Genomic DNA, 17,004 nt, shown 5'->3' with positions numbered 1-17,004 from the left:
CCCCTTCATCGTTAAGTTTTTGTAAAAATGCCCACCTGACGTTCCTCGCTGACTACGCTTTAACCAGAGTCAACAAGGAGGCGTTATGCGTCGCTCGCTTATCCCTTTAATTCCATTGTGCATTATTCCCTGGTTTACGCAGGCTGAAACGCCTGGGGTTAATGTCGAGGTGCTGCAAACCAAACTTGACCATCCGTGGGCGCTGGCCTTTCTGCCAGGCGACAACGGCATGCTTATCACCCTGAAGGGCGGACAGTTGCGCCACTGGCAGGCAGGTAAAGGGCTTTCTGATCCGATCCCTGGCGTACCTAAGGTCTGGGCGAACGGTCAGGGCGGCCTTCTGGACGTGGCGTTGGCGCCGGACTTTAGCCAGTCGCGACGCGTCTGGCTCAGTTTTGCGCAGGCCGATACGCAGGGTAAGGCAGGAACCGCGGTGGGCTATGGTCGACTTAGCGACGATCTTTCGCGACTGGAAAACTTCCAGACCGTCTTCCGCCAGATGCCAAAACTGTCAACCGGCAACCATTTCGGTGGGCGGCTGGTTTTTGATGGCAAGGGCTACCTGTTCATTGGACTGGGAGAAAACAACCAGCGGTCGACCGCGCAGGATCTCGATAAATTGCAGGGTAAAGTGGTGCGTCTGACCGAACAGGGGAAAATCCCGCAGGACAATCCGTTTGTCAATCAGCCGGGGGCGCGTGCGGAAATCTGGTCTTACGGCATTCGCAACCCGCAGGGGATGGCGATGAATCCGTGGAGCGATGTGCTGTGGCTGAACGAACACGGGCCGCGCGGCGGGGATGAGATCAATATCCCTGAAAAAGGGAAAAACTATGGCTGGCCGCTGGCGACCTGGGGTATCAACTACAGCGGGCTTAAGATCCCGGAAGCGCAGGGCGAAAAGGTAGCAGGCACCGAACAGCCCATTTTCTACTGGCAGAAATCACCTGCCGTCAGCGGAATGGCATTTTATAACCGCGAGACGTTCCCCCAATGGCACAAGAAACTGTTTATTGGTGCACTGAAGGATCAGGATGTGATTGTGATGAGCGTTGACGGCAATAAGGTGACTGAAGACGGACGTATTCTGGGAGAACGGAGGCAGCGGATCCGTGATGTACGCGTCGGGCCTGACGGTTATCTGTACGTGTTAACCGACGAGTCCGACGGCGAGTTACTTAAAGTCAGTCCCCGTTCCGCCGGGAATCCGTAAGCCGTTTCACCAGTTGCATTTCCTCCTCACACCAGGGCGTGCCATCCGGTTTCAGAACATCGTGAAACCACAGTGATTGCGGAACCGGATGAGATTGATTCACACCAGGCCAGGGGATCCAGGTCTGGGTTTTTCCCTGCACCAGTCCCCAGTGATAACAACCTGTATCAAAAGCGCTAAAAAGGGGAAGCTGTTCGCTGAACACGCAGTGGGTATGGCGTGAAAGCCACTCGGTACACAGCACCGGGCGATTAAACTGCGAAAGGGCGCGCAAAATGTCCGACTGCCTGGCGGCAGGCACGTAGGCGTGATAGCTGATGATATCCGAGAGCGCCAGCGCAGCGACGTCGATCGGGTGCTTAAGCGTTCCCCAGCGTTCATGATCCACATGCCATGCACCGACGGTTAACGGTTGCAACGGATCCACGCTGCGCGCCCAGCGAAAAACGGCTCGCACCAATTGCAGAGCATACTCTTCCAGCGCCACATCCGCTTCGGCATACTCTTGCGGGGAGAGGAAAATCCCCCGGTTGCCGGGTTCATTGTACAAATCCCAGATTGCAATGCGCGTGTCGCGGGAAAAGTGCGTGAGGATATCGTGAACGTAAGCTTCAACCTGCGGCCACTGGTCGGGATCCATCACGATGGCTCTGCCTGGGCTGGCCGCCGCCTGGCTGTTATGCACTCCCGGCGTAGGCGCTTTTTGCGGACCGAACCACGGTTCATCGCCAGAAAAGCCGCAGTCGTCCATCAGCGTCATCATCACCTGAATCTGGTGACGCGCGGCGACTTCCAGAAACGCGTCAATCCGTGACAGTAACCCCTCCCGGTCGTGCTGCCAGACGATAAACGGCAGGTTGGTCCGTAAGGCGTTATAGCCGTAGCGTTCCGCCCAGGCGAGTTCCTGCTCAATGACCGGTAAATCGAAAGTGTCGGCCTGCCACATCTCGTTCCAGTTGACGGCGGTTCGTGGCAGGTAATTGAACCCGCACGCCCATCCATGATGTTGATACCAGGACTGCGCCCGGGCGGTACTCCATTGTTGTGGCATCGTTGGTCTCCATGCAGATAGTTTGCTCGCTAATGTTTATGAGTTTCGAATTTGCGGCAATGGCCGCAGCGACTTTCTGCAAAGCGCTTCACGAATTCAGTACCGTATTCTGAGAGGGAGTCGTGGAAGGATAATGTGATGAAATATAAAGAAAAAAATGATAAGCGTGAATGATGATTTTGACGGAACACAGGCACGCGGCAGCAGACCGCGCACCTGAATGACTTAGCTGACCGGAATCATGACCGTTTTACGAAATGCCGGGCGTTCGCTGAGTTGCTGGTACCAGCGCTCAAGATGCTGACGCGGCGTCCACGTCAGCCCCACGTTGTACAGGTTGTAGACGAACGGGGCGATGGCGATATCACCGGTGCCAAACTCGTTACCTGAAAACCAGGGCTGGTTAGCCAGTGCTGCATCGAGGATTGCAAACAGCTCGTCGCAGCGCTTCGCTCCCGCATCAATGGCGGCGCGATCGCGCTGTTCCGGCGGCGTTCTCACTAAACCAAAAAGCACCACGCGGTGCGCCGGACTCAAGGTTTGATTAGCCCAGTCCATCCATTTTTCGCCTTCCGCCCGACGCGCCGGAGACTCGACCCACAGACGTTTTTGTCCATACTGTGCAGCCAGATAACGTACGATGGCGTTGGATTCCCACAGCAGCAGATCGCTTTCATCATCACGCAGCAAAGGCACCAGACCGTTTGGGTTCATCGCCAGATAGTCTGCGTCGTGGTTCAGGCCAAACTGTCCTCCCGCCAGGATATGGTTAAACGGCAATTCCAGTTCTTCGAGCGTCCACAACACTTTCTTGACGTTGGTTGAGTTATTCCTGCCCCACAGCGTAATCATAATTACCCCTCAAAAATGGACAGCCTCAGGGCTGCGTTCACTCCACATGGTGAGATAAACCCAACATTTACGCAACAGCCAACAAAAAATTCCTCTCAGTTGCAGCGTAGCGAGGGGTTATTGCATAAACTTTAAAAACTTTACCAACTTACGGTTCCCTTACGCTTCTTAGTGCGTTATTACTCACCGCACTTATTATACGGTGGTATGACGTATATTTTTTGAATGGATACTCGGGTGGCATTTATGACGCAATACGTTTCTTCCCTTCGTAATTTCGCAGCGGGTTCAGCACTTTTATTTCTCTTCGCGCCAACGGTGATGGCGGCGGAACAGACGATTGACGCGCCAGGCGTCGATGCGCGCGCGTGGATTTTAATGGATTACTCCAGCGGTAAGGTACTGGCAGAAGGCAATGCCGATGAGAAGCTGGATCCTGCCAGTCTGACGAAAATCATGACCAGCTATGTGGTGGGACAGGCGCTAAAAGCAGGGAAAATTAAACTGACCGACATGGTGACGATAGGCAAAGACGCCTGGGCGACCGGTAACCCGGCGCTGCGCGGCTCCTCGGTCATGTTCCTGAAACCTGGCGATCAGGTGGCGGTTTCCGATCTCAATAAAGGCGTGATTATTCAGTCCGGCAACGACGCCTGTATCGCGCTTGCAGACTATGTTGCGGGCAGCCAGGAGTCGTTTATCGGTTTGATGAACGGCTATGCGAAAAAGCTCGGGCTGACAAACACCACTTTCCAGACGGTACACGGTCTGGATGCGCCGGGCCAGTTCAGCACCGCGCGCGACATGGCGCTGCTGGGTAAAGCGCTGATCCATGATGTACCGGAAGAGTATGCGATTCATAAAGAGAAAGAGTTCACTTTTAACAAGATTCGCCAGCCCAACCGTAACCGTCTGCTCTGGAGTTCCAGCCTTAACGTTGATGGCATGAAAACAGGCACCACGGCGGGAGCCGGATACAACCTGGTCGCGTCGGCCACCCAGGGGGATATGCGGCTTATTTCGGTTGTGCTGGGCACCAAAACCGACCGTATCCGTTTTAATGAATCAGAAAAATTGCTGACCTGGGGCTTCCGCTTCTTTGAGACCGTAACGCCTATCAAACCGGATGCCACCTTTGTGACCCAGCGCGTCTGGTTTGGTGACAAGAGTGAGGTGAACCTGGGGGCGGGTGAAGCCGGTTCCGTGACCATTCCGCGTGGTCAGTTGAAAAACCTGAAAGCCAGCTTTACGCTGACCGAACCGCAACTCACCGCGCCGCTGAAAAAAGGCCAGGTGGTTGGGACCATTGATTTCCAACTGAACGGCAAGTCGATTGAACAGCGTCCGCTGATCGTGATGGAAGCGGTAGAAGAGGGCGGGTTCTTTGGCCGGATGTGGGATTTCGTGCTGATGAAATTCCATCAGTGGTTCGGTAGCTGGTTCTCTTAAGCGTTTGTGGATTGCCGGATAGCGCTGACGCCTGTCCGGCAAGCGGCAATTAGTACATCAGCGTAATCCGCTGTGCTTTGGCGAAGCTGACAAATTCATCGTCAGGGCAACTGTCGCTGATCACCGCGTCAAAGTGCTTTAAATCCCCCATCCGCGCCGGACGGACCTTACCAAATTTGCTGTGATCAACCACCAGCACGTGGTACTGAGCCATCGACATCGCCCAGTGTTTCACCGGCAACTCTTCCAGATTAAAACAGGTCGCCCCTTTACTGATGTGGATGCCCGCCGCCGAGTAGAAGGCAATATCCGGACAGATCGTGTTTAACGTTTCCCTGGCATCAAGCGGTTTGAAAATCGCATTGCTGGCGTGGAATTCGCCGCCAGAGAGGATCGCCCGACAGAGCGGTTTTTCCTGCAACGCCAGAAACGTATTCAGGGAATAGCAGACAGCAGTAAACGGGATGTCATTATCGATAGCTTCGATGATCCACGGTGTGGTGGTGCCGCAGTCAAAAAACAGCGTTTGATGTGGCTGCACCAGATTTGCTGCCAGTTGCGCCGCGCGACGCTTTTCTTCCACCAGACGGGACTTTTGATCGCTGAGCAGATAGTGGCTGGCGCTGCGGGGTTCCAGCACAATATAACCACCTAACAGCACCACCGGCGCGCTGTTGTTATTCAGGTCGCGACGAATGGTCATTTCAGAGACGCCCAGCAGGGTCGCGGCTTCCTTAAGATGGAGCTTATCGCTGCGTTTCAGCGCCTGCAGCAATTGACCAATACGCTCTTCGCGACGTGTTTCCATAATTCCCCTGGATGAATAATTAAGCGCTCTGTCCGCTACAGAGTGCCTAATATTACTCTTTTTTCCTTCGTTTAGTCACGCACCCAGCCTTTACGAATCGGCAGGGCGAAGCAGATACGGTAACAATATTGCAGGCCACGATAGAGGGCCGGGCCGAATTTTTGCCACAAAATCTGCGCGCTCAGACAGCCGATCATCCCCGCCAGCAGTCCGCCGAGCATGTCGAGCGGCCAGTGTACGCCGAGATACACTCGGGACCAGGCGATGGTCACGGCCAGCGCCATCAGCAGAACGCCGGACCAGAGACGATGCCAGAGCAAAAACGCCAGCGCGAAGGTGAAAATCACCGTGCCATGATCGCTGGGGAACGAGTCATCAGCCGCATGCTGGAGATAATTATAGCCAATGTGATCGGCAAACGGACGGTCGTGCGGGAACAGATGTCCCATTACCCAGGACACCAGCAGGCTGACCACCAGCGCCATCGCCATTTTGACGATCATCTGCCGCTGTGCGCAAACCTGTTCGCGCGGTCCCCACAGCCAGAGGACAACGGCTAACAGCGGGACGCTGTTAATCAGATCTTTGGCGATAAAAATGGCAAGGGAAATCATCCACGATGCCGAGTCCGGCGTGGCATTGATTAAGTAGAACAGCGAATAGTTAATATTTTCCAGCATAGCATTCAGACTCAGTACGTTTAATGAATATCCAGGCAGGGCGAGAATAAAAGTGTCCATCCTCGGGGTAAAGAGGGATAGTCTTATTTACCTGTAAATTGAAGGTGTTTCAGACACCGCTCGCGATTTACCCCAGAGTAGCAGCAGTAACTTAGATTAACCTTAAACCCAGGGGCGGATTTTCAATGAGCGTGTAAAAATGTGCGCATTTTGCCTTTACCAGACATAATTCACTATCTCAGGTGAGGCACTTTCATTACACTTTGCGCGATTTTTACTGTCGAAGAGATTGCATGCAAAACCGTTTACAACAAGGTGCCCGTCTTGGACGTCAGGCGCTGCTTTTCCCTCTCTGTCTGGTGCTCTACGAATTTTCCACCTACATTGGCAACGATATGATCCAACCCGGCATGCTGGCGGTGGTGGAACAATTTCAGGCGGGAATAGACTGGGTTCCGACCTCCATGACCGCCTATCTGGCCGGGGGGATGTTTCTGCAATGGCTGCTAGGGCCGTTGTCGGATCGAATAGGTCGCCGTCCGGTGATGTTAGCGGGCGTAGTGTGGTTTATTGTGACCTGTCTGGCCACGCTGTTGGCGCAAAGCATTGAACAGTTTACGCTGCTGCGTTTTTTGCAGGGTATCAGCCTGTGCTTCATTGGCGCAGTGGGCTATGCGGCCATTCAGGAGTCCTTTGAAGAGGCGGTGTGTATCAAAATCACGGCGCTGATGGCGAACGTCGCGCTAATAGCGCCGCTGCTGGGACCCCTGGTGGGGGCCGCCTGGGTGCATGTCCTGCCGTGGGAAGGCATGTTTGTGCTGTTCGCGGCACTGGCGGCAGTCGCCTTCTTTGGCCTGCAGCGTGCGATGCCGGAGACGGCCACACGAATCGGCGAACCGCTGTCCCTGAAGGCGTTGGGCAGCGATTACAAACTGGTGCTGAAGAATGGTCGCTTTGTCGCCGGCGCGCTGGCGCTGGGATTTGTCAGCCTGCCGCTGCTGGCCTGGATTGCCCAGTCGCCGATTATCATCATCAGCGGTGAGCAGCTCAGTAGCTACGAGTATGGCCTGCTACAGGTACCGATTTTTGGTGCGCTGATTGCAGGGAATCTGGTGCTGGCGCGCCTGACCTCGCGACGTACGGTGCGTTCGCTCATCATCATGGGCGGCTGGCCGATTGTGCTCGGGCTGGTTATCGCCGCAGCGGCAACGGTGGTCGCGTCTCACGCCTACCTGTGGATGACGGCAGGACTGAGCGTTTACGCTTTCGGCATCGGCGTGGCAAACGCCGGACTGGTGCGCCTCACGCTGTTCGCCAGCGACATGAGTAAAGGCACGGTTTCTGCGGCGATGGGGATGCTGCAAATGCTGATCTTTACCGTCGGAATTGAGCTGAGCAAATACGCCTGGCTGGGCGGAGGAAACGGCCTGTTCAGCCTGTTTAACCTGGCAAACGGTATCCTGTGGCTGCTGCTGATGTTTATCTTCCTGAAAGATAAACAGGTCGGAAATACGCGGGAAGGGTAATGGTGCCCGCTATCAGGCAATAAAGCCGGATGGCGGTGTAAACACCTTATCCGGCCTGGTGAATGACGCTATTTTAGACCTGGCAGGCGTTAATTAAACGGCGCGTCGTTCTTCAGCACGCAATCAATGATGTCCAGGACACCTTCTTTGTTGTTCGAGCCTGCGCGGTATTTCGCGGCCTTCGCCACCACATCCGCCGCATTTTCCATCGCAAAACTGAAGCCCGCCTGGCGTAGCATTTCAAGATCGTTGCCGCCGTCGCCAAACACCACCACGTCGTTATCATCAATTCCCCAACGCTGCTGGAGCAGGCGCAGACCGTTCGCTTTGTGTACGCCGGGGATAATGAGATCGATGCTGCCATAGCCGGTGTGAACGGGTACCATGATATCGCCAATGGCGTCGTGCAGGGCTTGCTGAACTTCCGGGATCCGATCGTCAGAGATGTTGAGGCCAAATTTGAAGAACACATCATTGATATTGTCGAAGTCATCCACGAACTCAAGGCGGTGATAGTACATACCCGCAGTGGCTTTCATCTCGTCGTTGTACGCTTTCAGGGTATACGCGCTGTTCTTACCGCAGGCGATGATCTCTACGTCGGCACGGGTCAACAGATGATCGACAATGGCGGTAAAGTCGGACTTCGCCAGATCGCCATTGAAGATATCCTGACCTTCGCTCACCACCCAACCGCCGTTTTCCGCGACAAAGGAGATCTCATGGGCAATCTCGGGAAAGAAAGAGATAAGCTGGTAATACTGGTTGCCGCTGGCGACCGCAAAACGAATACCCTGTGCCTTCATCTGCTGATACTGCGCCAGAAAACGTTCGCGATTATAGGTCTTTTGATCGCTCAGAAAGGTGCCATCCATATCGACTGCAATTAACTTAATACCCATTTATCCCTTCTCCATCGCAGATTGCGTAGTTGAATGTGGTTTAGCAACGGCTCTGGCGACAACTGCGGCCAGCAGCACCAGCGCCAGCACCACCAGCATGGCGCTGCGTAAGCCGTAGTGCTCACCGAGGTAGCCCAGCAGCGGAGGGCCAACGAGAAATGCCAGATAGCCGGTGGTTGCCACGACGCTGACGCGCGTGGGCGCATCCGGCCCCGTGTCGCTGGCCGCTGAAATCGTTAACGGGAAGCCGAGCGATGCCCCCAGGCCCCACAGTACCACGGAGACGCCTGCCACCCAGGCGCTGTCGACGAAAATAATCAAACCGATTCCAAGCGCTCCCATCAGGGCGCTGGCGCGCACCACCGCCACGCGACTGTAGCGGTCAATAAACCAGCCGCCGGTAAAGCGCCCGACGGTCATCCCGAGCGTGAAGCCCGCGTAAATCAGTGAACCTGACGTTGGGCTAAACCCGTGGCCGTCCACCATCAGCAGCGGTAACCAGTCGTTGGCGGAGCCTTCAGCAAACGCCATCGCCAGCACCACAACGCCAATCAGCAGCAACTGAATATCACGCCAGAAGGGAACGCCTTTCTCTTCGGGATGAGAACCGTCACTGGCGTTTTTGCCTGTTCCGTCGGGAATGGCTTTGATCGCAATAAAAACCGGCGCAATCGCCACCAGCGAGGCCAGCACAATATGGGTGGTTGCCGCGACGCCAAAGGCCGTCAGTGCCATCCCGACGCCCGCGCCCGCCAGCGTGCCGAAGCTGTAAAATCCATGCATCATCGGCAGCACGGTTTTGTTCATCTCCCGTTCGACGGCCGCCCCTTCAATATTGATCGCCACTTCCGCGGAGCCAAAACTGGCACCGAACACACCTAAACCCAGCGCAAACAACAGTGGGGAGGTCAACCATAGCGCCAGACTCAGCACCAGCATCCCCACAATCGCGCAGGACATCGTAGTGCGAATCACTTTGCGCGTGCCAAATCGTTTCACCAGCCAGGCCGAACAAAGGATACCGCTCATCGAACCTATTGAGAGGCCAAACAGCACCGCCCCCATTTCCGCCGTCGAGACCGAGAGCGTGTCACGAATGGCTGGCGTACGTGTGGCCCAGGAGGCCATAAGCAGGCCGGGCAAAAAGAAGAACATAAAAAGTGCCCAGGTTCGGCGTTGCAGGGCTTTGCGTGAAGAGATGGCAGTCATAATTCCAGATCGGCATAAAAGAGAGAAGACAACATTATCAAGCTTGTGTACATTTGTACATAAACCTGTTGAGAGGAATAAACGTGCGACGTGCTAACGATCCGCAGCGGCGAGAGAAAATCGTTGCCGCGACGCTGGAAGCAGTGAAAGTGCATGGCATTCATGCAGTGACGCACCGAAAAATCGCCGCGATGGCCGGCGTGCCACTGGGATCGCTGACCTACTATTTTTCCGGCATCGAAGAGTTGCTGACCGAAGCATTCACGCAGTTTACGCAGACGATGTCCGTGCAGTATCAGGACTTTTTTACGCAGGTTCCGGACGAAGAGGGGGCGTGTCACGCGATCGCCGACATGATCTACAGTTCTCAGGTTACCACGCCGGATAATATGGAACTGATGTATCAACTGTATGCCTTTGCCAATCGCAAACCTGCGTTAAAAACGGTGATGCAAAACTGGATGCAGCGCAGCCAGCAAACGCTCTCCCGGTGGTTCGAACCGGGTACTGCGCGTGCGCTGGACGCCTTTATTGAAGGGATGACGCTGCATTTTGTGACCGACCGGACACCGATGACGCGCGAAGAGATCCTACTGATGGTTAAACGTATCGCCGGGTGAGGTTCCGTTATCCTGTCGTGGCGCCGGCGGTCATATTCACAATGGTTGCCGTCATGGCGCTGGCGTTATCCGAGGCCAGAAAGCTCATGAGCGCGGCGATGTCTGCAAGCGTTGGCAGGCGTTTGAGCATTGTGCTTTGCGCTGCCCCTCCCAGCCATTCTTCTGTTGTTAATCCCATTTCCTGCGCCTTTGCGGCAAAAATCTCACCGGTATAAGAACCGGCCTTAACGGCATCGACGATCGCATGGGAACGAATACCGATGACGCGGATATTTCTGGGGGCGAGTTCGGCAGCCAGAGCTTTAACAAACGCTTCTGCTCCTGCACAGCCCACAATGTGACCTGAATGGCCTGCGATCGCCATCGCACCTGCGGGCGCGACGACGCTGAGAATCACCCCCGCGCGTTGACCTCCCATATGTGGCGTAACGGCTTTTGCGATAGTGAACTGAGCGGTGAGGAAGGGGCGGATCCCCTGCATAAACTCGTCCAGGGTTAATTCCGCGACCTCCTTACCCTGGTCGTGCATAAAACCGGTGGCATTGACGACAATATCGAAGCCGCCGCTCCTGCTCGCCAGTTCTGCTACTTGCGTCCTCATCGATTGCTCGTCGAGAACATCGATGAGGGCGGTATCAACGGTTCCTGCTGCGGCACGAATTTCATGCGCCACGCGATCCAGTTTTTCCTGACCGCGAGCGACCAGATAAACCCGCGCCCCTTCACGCGCCATATTCCGCGCCACGGCGCTTCCGATAGCGCCGCTACCGCCAAAAATCACAGCGACTTTGTTTTTAAGCAACATAAGGCATTCACCTTCACGGGCCGATAATCAGGAAGTATGGGTGATGAATGGCGGGGTGCAAGGACGGGGGATGAATTTCAGACAACAAAAAACCCATCAACCTTGAACCAAAACGGCGGGGTTGATGGGCTCCACAAATTGGGGACATCAAAGAAAAGCAGTGGCAATAGTTATGACTGACGCCTTGAGGAAAAGTTCTACGTATCTGCAAAAAATTTTCGCTTAAGGGGCAACTTCAGTTTTATCCTAAGCCTGGCCAGATGATGATGATGAGTGTCCCTGCCAGCGTCAGCAGCACGTTGGCTATCGCGTAGGTGCCCGCGTAACCGAGTGCCGGAATGTTGCTGCGCGCGGTATCGCTGATGATTTCCATCGCCGGTGCGCAGGTACGTGCCCCCATCATGGCACCAAAAAGGAGTGCCCGGTTCATGCGCAGAACATAGGCACCGAACAGGAAGCAAATGATCACCGGCACCAGACTGACGACCAGCCCGGCAATCAGCATCTGACCGCCGATCGCCCCCAGACCATGGCCGATGCCGCTGCCCGCGCTTAGGCCAACGCCCGCCATAAAGACCATCAGGCCGAACTCTTTCACCATATTCAGCGCGCCCTGCGGGATATAACCAAACGTGGGATGGTTGGCTCGCAGGAAGCCCAGCATGATCCCGGCGAACAGCAACCCTGCCGCATTACCAATGCCGAAACTGAAGTTGCTGAACTGGAAGGTGATCATGCCGATCATCAGACCAATAATGAAGAATGCGCAGAAGGCCAGCAGATCGGTCACCTGGCTGTGAATTGAGATAAAGCCGATACGGTCTGCGATTGTTTTCACGCGACGCGCGTCGCCGCTGACCTGCAATACGTCGCCTTTGTTGAGTACCACGTTGTCATCAATTGGCATTTCAATCTGCGAACGAATCACGCGGTTCAGGAAGCAGCCGTGGTCGGTGAGCTTCAGTTGGGCAAGACGGCGTCCCACTGCATTGTGGTTTTTCACCACGATCTCTTCCGTAACGATCCGCATGTCGAGCAGGTCGCGGTCGAAGACCTCTTTGCCGTTACGAAAGCTGGGGTCGAGACGGGCATGGGCATCCGGATAACCGACGAGCGCAATCTCATCGCCCATTTGCAATACCGCATCGCCATCCGGGTTTGCCAGAATACCATTGCGCCGGATGCGTTCAATATAGCAACCGGTCGCGCGGTAAATGCCAAGCTCACGCAGGTTTTTTCCGTCGGTCCAGGCCACCAGTTCAGGACCGACACGGTAAGCGCGAATGACCGGCAGGTACACCTTCCGGTTCGTGTCGGTGTCCAGACCGCGTTCACGGGCAATCTGCTGGGCGCTGGTTTGCAGATCCTGATGTTGTAATTTAGGCAGATAGCGTGCGCCGACGATCAGACTGACCAGACCAATCAGGTAAGTTAGCGCATAGCCCAGACTCAGGTTATCCAGCGCCCGGGAAAGCTGTGCACTTTCCATCCCAAAATGGCGTAGCGTATCGCCAGCACCGACCAGAACCGGGGTGGACGTCATTGAGCCAGCCAGCATACCGGCCGTTAGGCCGATGTCCCAGCCAAACAGCTTACCCAGCCCCAGGGCGATCAGCAGCGCACTGCCGACCATTACCAGAGCCAGCATCAGGTAATTTTTCCCATCCCGAAAAAAAATGGAAAAAAAGTTAGGACCCGCTTCGACGCCGACACAAAAAATAAACAGCATGAAGCCCAGATTTAGTGCATCGGTGTTAATAGTGAAATGCTGTTGCCCTAATAAGAGAGAGACGACTAAAACGCCAATGGAATTACCCAGTTGGACAGAACCCAGGCGCAATTTACCGAGACACAGGCCAAGAGCCAGTACAACAAATAATAACAGGATGTAATTCCCATTTAACAAATCGGCGACGTTTATATTCACGGAGACTAACTTCTTGTTTACGAGTAAGCTGTTGAAAGAAATAGTAATTTGGGCTACTGTTTTTGCCATCAATTAAGGGGATTGTGACATATCCACACCCCGAATATAAGCAACACAACAATATATTTGGCTAGTTTAATCTCATTACGTATCAACGGCTATAAGAATCGTGTTGGCGTATTTTAGCACGGAATGCTGAACGGCTTTATCTGACTGGACGCCATTGGCGAAAAGTGTGCTTGATAGAGACAGTGTCAGGAGAAATGATTGAAATATAAACATGGTTGGGCAAGCGCGGTCTGCTGCTTTGTGCTCTTTGTGGTCGTCTGCCTTTCACTGGCAATGCACATGAGGGGGGCATTCCGGGCAACCGGGCATCCAGAAATGGGGCTACTGTTTTTTACGTTGCCAGGTGCGGTGGCCAGCTACTGCTCTCAACGTCGGGAAATAGTCAAACCGCTTCTCGGTGCGATGGTTGCAGCGCCTTGTTGCCTGCTACTCATGCGGTTTTTCTTTACGCCCACTCGCTCGCTGTGGCAGGAGATGGCATGGTTATTCAGCGCGGTGTTTTGGTGTGCGCTGGGTGCCTTGTGTTTCCTGTTCATCAGCAGTCTGTTCAGACCGCGGTAGCGTTAAAGTAACGAACGCCCTCCTGAGAGGGCGTTTTTGCATCTGTCACTGCGGTTAAGCAAACAGATTCACATTCTCTTTCGCCCAGGCTTCAAAATCGGTACAACCGCCAATGTGTTTCTGATCAACAAAAATCTGCGGTACGGTTTCAACCGGTTTGCCAACGGTCTTTTCCAGATCCGCTTTGGTGATACCTTCCGCGTGGATGTCGATGTAGCGATAGTTGAAATCTTCGTGCTCGTTGCTCAGTTTCTCTGCCAGTTCTTTTGCGCGAACACAGTAAGGGCAACCCGGGCGACCAAAAATAACGGTGAACATTGTAGTCTCTCTCCTCGAACTCAAAGCCTGACGGCGAATGACTGCTATGATGACGCCAATCGTCAGCCTTGAACAGTAGGTTGCACCTTTTACTTCAATACATTTAGTCTATATCTGTTAAATACATTCACGCTGAACGCCTTACACTATGTCTCACAAAAGAGGGCTTCCTGTGCGTACAATTGGCGCGTTACCGAAAAGTGTATTGATCCTGGAAATAGTGGGGATGGTGCTTCTGGCGCTGGCTTTGCTGTCGCTGAACCACTACCTGACACTACCCGCACCGTTTAACACCTCGCTCGCGGTCGTTGTCATGCTTTTTCTGGGTGTACTGTTGATGATCCCCGCCGCGCTGGCGTTTGTCTGGCAAGTCGCGCAGCGGCTCGCGCCACAGCTAATGAAGGCCCCATCTAATTCATCCCATTCAGACAGAGAAAAAGAGAATGACTCCAACCATTAACCTTCTGCGTCATCACCGTTCGATTCGTCATTTCACCGATCAACCGATTACGTCTGAACAGCGAGAGGCGATTCTGGCCGCCGCTCAGGCGACGTCCAGCTCCAGTTTTTTGCAGTGCACGTCAATAATTCGTATTACGGATCCGGCGCTACGTGACGCGCTGGTACCATTAACCGGGGGGCAGCAGCACGTCGCGCAGGCTGCTGAGTTTTGGGTCTTCTGCGCGGATTTCAATCGCCATCTGCAGATTTGCCCTGAAGCGCAATTAGGTCTTGCAGAGCAACTGCTGCTGGGGGTGGTGGATACCGCGATGATGGCGCAAAACGCGCTGACGGCGGCGGAATCGCTGGGGCTGGGCGGTGTCTATATCGGTGGACTGCGCAATAACATCGAGGCCGTCACTGAATTGCTGGCGCTGCCAAAACACGTATTGCCGCTGTTTGGGCTGTGTCTGGGCTGGCCTGCCGATAATCCGGATCTGAAGCCGCGCCTGCCTGCGGCGATTGTGATGCATGAGAACCACTATCAGCCGCTCGACACAGACGCGCTGGCGGACTATGACGAACAGCTCGCGCAATATTATCTCAGCCGCGGCAGCAATAATCGCCGTGACACCTGGAGCGATCATATTCGCCGCACGCTGATTAAGGAAAATCGTCCCTTTATCCTGGAATATTTGCATAAACAGGGTTGGGCCACGCGCTAAAAATTCCGCCGCTGTGTATGATACTCGGGATTTTTTTTGATCGGGTTATGCAGAGAGGTGCAGGGTGAAAATTGCCATATTGTCCCGGGATGGAACGCTCTACTCGTGTAAGCGCCTGCGTGAAGCAGCGATGAAGCGTGGCCATCTGGTCGAAATACTCGATCCGCTTTCTTGCTATATGAACATCAATCCGGCTGCGTCCTCGATTCACTATAAAGGACGCAAGTTGCCTCATTTTGATGCCGTCATCCCGCGTATCGGCTCGGCTATCACCTTTTATGGCACGGCGGCGCTGCGCCAGTTTGAGATGTTGGGTAGCTATCCGCTAAATGAATCCGTGGCGATTACCCGCGCGCGCGATAAACTGCGCTCGTTGCAGTTGCTGGCGCGGCAGGGCATCGATCTCCCGATTACCGGCATTGCGCACTCGCCCGATGACACCAGCGATTTGATCGATATGGTCGGCGGTGCGCCGCTGGTGGTGAAGCTGGTGGAAGGAACGCAGGGGATTGGCGTGGTGTTAGCAGAAACCCGTCAGGCCGCTGAGAGTGTCGTGGATGCCTTTCGGGGGCTTAACGCCCATATTCTGGTGCAGGAATATATTCAAGAGGCCAAAGGTCGCGATATTCGCTGCCTGGTGGTGGGTGATGAGGTGGTTGCCGCCATTGAGCGACGGGCGAAGGACGGCGATTTTCGCTCTAATCTTCATCGCGGCGGCGTGGCCTGCATTGCCAACATTACCCCCCGTGAGCGAGAGATTGCGATAAAAGCCGCACAGACGATGGCGCTTGACGTCGCCGGTGTCGATATTTTACGCGCCGAGCGCGGCCCGCTGGTGATGGAAGTGAATGCGTCTCCGGGTCTGGAAGGGATCGAAAAAACCACCGGCATCGATATCGCCGGGCGGATGATTCAGTGGATCGAACGCCACGCGACGGCTGAATTTTGTCTCAAAACGGGCGGCTAGTCTTAATATCGCCGATGATCGTGGAATGACGAACGCTTTTTGCGTAAGCTGTGCCGGTATTTTTTCATCGTAAGAGGTAGCACATTATTATGACAGAATTGGTCGTTCCCACTCTGGATACGTTGCGGCAATGGCTCGACGACCTGGGCATGAGTTTTTTTGAATGTGATACCTGTCAGGCACTGCATTTACCTCACATGCAAAATTTTGACGGCATCTATGATGCAAAATTAGATCTCGTCGACAATACGCTGCTGTTTTCTGCGATGGCGGAAGTGAGGCCTTCTGCGTTACTGCCACTGGCGGCGGATCTGTCTGCCATTAATGCCAGCTCCCTCACCGTAAAAGCGTTTCTGGATATGCAGGATGATAATCTGCCAAAGCTGGTGGTTTGCCAGTCTTTATCCGTTATGCAGGGGGTGACTTACGCGCAGTTCGAATGGTTCGTACGCCAGAGCGAAGAGCAGATATCCATGGTCATTCTGGAAGCAGGCGCGCACCAGATGCTGTTTACCGCCGAAGAAGACACGCAAAAAAGTAGCGCTGAGAGCCATTTTCTTCACTGATTTCAACTTGAAGTCTGACCGTATAGCGCAGTCGCTGCCAGAGCGGCTGCGGTTTACGTTCTTTTATACTGCATTTAACCTTTCTTTAAAGAATTATTCACCTCCTTTCCCGCCGTTTCGCTTTATCACATAGACATAAATTGCATAAAAAATTGATAAAAGGCGTTTTTTAATCTGGGCTATAGCCTGAAACCCTGGCTAAAGTTATTCTTGCGAAGCTTAATTACAGCGAGCAATAACGGTCGGGGGAGCGTCCACTCTTCCTGGTTTTTGCCGAATGACAAACTATGCACGTTTCTTGCATAGCATTGAGTG

General features: G+C 54.2%; 18 protein-coding genes. 9 read left to right on the top strand and 9 right to left on the bottom strand.

The genetic code is table 11. The features are described from left to right. Positions 1–85 precede the first annotated feature (85 nt). Positions 86–1,213, top strand: a complete 1,128-nt coding sequence (locus GBC03_21375) for a PQQ-dependent sugar dehydrogenase (GenBank protein ID QFS72571.1) — start codon at positions 86–88, stop codon at positions 1,211–1,213. Here GBC03_21375 and GBC03_21370 read toward each other — a convergent pair. Further along, entirely contained in the window at positions 1,185–2,264 is a 1,080-nt protein-coding gene (locus GBC03_21370; protein QFS72570.1) for a 1,4-beta-xylanase, read from the bottom strand. The genes GBC03_21375 and GBC03_21370 overlap by 29 nt on opposite strands. 225 nt (positions 2,265–2,489) lie before the next feature. Beyond that, positions 2,490–3,116 carry a glutathione S-transferase gene (locus tag GBC03_21365; protein ID QFS72569.1) on the bottom strand — a complete coding sequence of 209 codons (627 nt, stop codon included), beginning with the start codon at positions 3,114–3,116 and terminating at the stop codon, positions 2,490–2,492. A 246-nt stretch (positions 3,117–3,362) separates the two neighbouring features. On the opposite strand from GBC03_21365, the gene dacC reads away from it, so the two are divergent. After that, positions 3,363–4,565, top strand: a complete 1,203-nt coding sequence (dacC, locus tag GBC03_21360; protein QFS72568.1) for a serine-type D-Ala-D-Ala carboxypeptidase — start codon at positions 3,363–3,365, stop codon at positions 4,563–4,565. Between the two features lie 49 nt (positions 4,566–4,614). On the opposite strand, the gene deoR is transcribed toward dacC, so the two are convergent. Further along, positions 4,615–5,373: a DNA-binding transcriptional repressor DeoR gene (gene deoR, locus GBC03_21355; protein ID QFS72567.1), complete on the bottom strand. Its 759-nt coding sequence runs from the start codon at positions 5,371–5,373 to the stop codon at positions 4,615–4,617. Between the two features lie 71 nt (positions 5,374–5,444). Then, positions 5,445–6,053 carry an undecaprenyl-diphosphate phosphatase gene (gene ybjG, locus GBC03_21350; protein ID QFS72566.1) on the bottom strand — a complete coding sequence of 203 codons (609 nt, stop codon included), beginning with the start codon at positions 6,051–6,053 and terminating at the stop codon, positions 5,445–5,447. Positions 6,054–6,346: 293 nt separating this feature from the next. Between ybjG and GBC03_21345 the strand changes: the two genes are divergently transcribed. Beyond that, positions 6,347–7,579 (top strand): MdfA family multidrug efflux MFS transporter, encoded by a 1,233-nt coding sequence (locus tag GBC03_21345; protein QFS72565.1) that lies wholly within the window; start codon positions 6,347–6,349, stop codon positions 7,577–7,579. 89 nt (positions 7,580–7,668) lie between these two features. Here the strand turns inward: GBC03_21345 and GBC03_21340 are convergent, their stop codons facing one another. Both GBC03_21340 and GBC03_21335 read right to left on the bottom strand, forming a co-directional pair. Then, entirely contained in the window at positions 7,669–8,481 is an 813-nt protein-coding gene (locus GBC03_21340) for a Cof-type HAD-IIB family hydrolase (protein QFS72564.1), read from the bottom strand. Continuing rightward, on the bottom strand, positions 8,482–9,690 hold the full coding sequence (locus GBC03_21335; protein QFS72563.1) for an MFS transporter: 1,209 nt from the start codon (positions 9,688–9,690) through the stop codon (positions 8,482–8,484). Between the two features lie 83 nt (positions 9,691–9,773). On the opposite strand from GBC03_21335, the gene GBC03_21330 reads away from it, so the two are divergent. Next, entirely contained in the window at positions 9,774–10,310 is a 537-nt protein-coding gene (locus tag GBC03_21330) for a TetR family transcriptional regulator (GenBank protein ID QFS72562.1), read from the top strand. 7 nt (positions 10,311–10,317) lie between these two features. Here the strand turns inward: GBC03_21330 and GBC03_21325 are convergent, their stop codons facing one another. Next, positions 10,318–11,115 carry an SDR family oxidoreductase gene (locus GBC03_21325; protein QFS72561.1) on the bottom strand — a complete coding sequence of 266 codons (798 nt, stop codon included), beginning with the start codon at positions 11,113–11,115 and terminating at the stop codon, positions 10,318–10,320. A 241-nt stretch (positions 11,116–11,356) separates the two neighbouring features. Then, a complete protein-coding gene (locus tag GBC03_21320; protein QFS72560.1) occupies positions 11,357–13,042 on the bottom strand; it encodes a transporter in 1,686 nt (561 codons plus the stop codon). Positions 13,043–13,309: 267 nt separating this feature from the next. On the opposite strand from GBC03_21320, the gene GBC03_21315 reads away from it, so the two are divergent. Continuing rightward, positions 13,310–13,672 carry a hypothetical protein gene (locus GBC03_21315; protein QFS72559.1) on the top strand — a complete coding sequence of 121 codons (363 nt, stop codon included), beginning with the start codon at positions 13,310–13,312 and terminating at the stop codon, positions 13,670–13,672. Between the two features lie 54 nt (positions 13,673–13,726). Here the strand turns inward: GBC03_21315 and GBC03_21310 are convergent, their stop codons facing one another. Then, the gene (locus GBC03_21310; GenBank protein QFS72558.1) at positions 13,727–13,990 is read right to left on the bottom strand and encodes a GrxA family glutaredoxin; all 264 of its coding nucleotides are present in this window, start codon (positions 13,988–13,990) and stop codon (positions 13,727–13,729) included. Between the two features lie 172 nt (positions 13,991–14,162). Here GBC03_21310 and GBC03_21305 point away from each other — a divergent pair, with 172 nt between their 5' ends. The 4 genes from GBC03_21305 (at position 14,163) to GBC03_21290 (ending at position 16,689) form a co-directional block, all read left to right on the top strand. Next, positions 14,163–14,450: a DUF1418 family protein gene (locus tag GBC03_21305; GenBank protein ID QFS72557.1), complete on the top strand. Its 288-nt coding sequence runs from the start codon at positions 14,163–14,165 to the stop codon at positions 14,448–14,450. Continuing rightward, positions 14,434–15,156, top strand: coding sequence for a nitroreductase NfsA (gene nfsA / locus GBC03_21300; GenBank protein ID QFS72556.1), 723 nt, complete (start codon positions 14,434–14,436; stop codon positions 15,154–15,156). Before GBC03_21305 ends, nfsA begins: the two co-directional genes overlap by 17 nt. A gap of 64 nt (positions 15,157–15,220) precedes the next feature. Further along, on the top strand, positions 15,221–16,123 hold the full coding sequence (rimK, locus tag GBC03_21295; GenBank protein ID QFS72555.1) for a 30S ribosomal protein S6--L-glutamate ligase: 903 nt from the start codon (positions 15,221–15,223) through the stop codon (positions 16,121–16,123). 89 nt (positions 16,124–16,212) lie between these two features. Further along, positions 16,213–16,689: a YbjN domain-containing protein gene (locus GBC03_21290; protein QFS72554.1), complete on the top strand. Its 477-nt coding sequence runs from the start codon at positions 16,213–16,215 to the stop codon at positions 16,687–16,689. The last annotated feature ends 315 nt before the right edge of the window (positions 16,690–17,004 follow it).

This window comes from Citrobacter telavivensis (genome assembly GCA_009363175.1).
Classification (GTDB): domain Bacteria; phylum Pseudomonadota; class Gammaproteobacteria; order Enterobacterales; family Enterobacteriaceae; genus Citrobacter_A; species Citrobacter_A telavivensis.
This window is presented reverse-complemented; position numbering and strand designations above follow the sequence as displayed.

Coding starts and splice junctions, on each gene's coding strand:
- nfsA (QFS72556.1), top strand. CDS start 14,434: ATGACTCCAACCATTAACCTTCTGCGTCATCACCGTTCGATTCGTCAT.
- GBC03_21290 (QFS72554.1), top strand. CDS start 16,213: ATGACAGAATTGGTCGTTCCCACTCTGGATACGTTGCGGCAATGGCTC.
- GBC03_21325 (QFS72561.1), bottom strand. CDS start 11,115: ATGTTGCTTAAAAACAAAGTCGCTGTGATTTTTGGCGGTAGCGGCGCT.
- GBC03_21365 (QFS72569.1), bottom strand. CDS start 3,116: ATGATTACGCTGTGGGGCAGGAATAACTCAACCAACGTCAAGAAAGTG.
- GBC03_21370 (QFS72570.1), bottom strand. CDS start 2,264: ATGCCACAACAATGGAGTACCGCCCGGGCGCAGTCCTGGTATCAACAT.
- ybjG (QFS72566.1), bottom strand. CDS start 6,053: ATGCTGGAAAATATTAACTATTCGCTGTTCTACTTAATCAATGCCACG.
- deoR (QFS72567.1), bottom strand. CDS start 5,373: ATGGAAACACGTCGCGAAGAGCGTATTGGTCAATTGCTGCAGGCGCTG.
- GBC03_21345 (QFS72565.1), top strand. CDS start 6,347: ATGCAAAACCGTTTACAACAAGGTGCCCGTCTTGGACGTCAGGCGCTG.
- GBC03_21340 (QFS72564.1), bottom strand. CDS start 8,481: ATGGGTATTAAGTTAATTGCAGTCGATATGGATGGCACCTTTCTGAGC.
- GBC03_21310 (QFS72558.1), bottom strand. CDS start 13,990: ATGTTCACCGTTATTTTTGGTCGCCCGGGTTGCCCTTACTGTGTTCGC.
- dacC (QFS72568.1), top strand. CDS start 3,363: ATGACGCAATACGTTTCTTCCCTTCGTAATTTCGCAGCGGGTTCAGCA.
- GBC03_21335 (QFS72563.1), bottom strand. CDS start 9,690: ATGACTGCCATCTCTTCACGCAAAGCCCTGCAACGCCGAACCTGGGCA.
- GBC03_21375 (QFS72571.1), top strand. CDS start 86: ATGCGTCGCTCGCTTATCCCTTTAATTCCATTGTGCATTATTCCCTGG.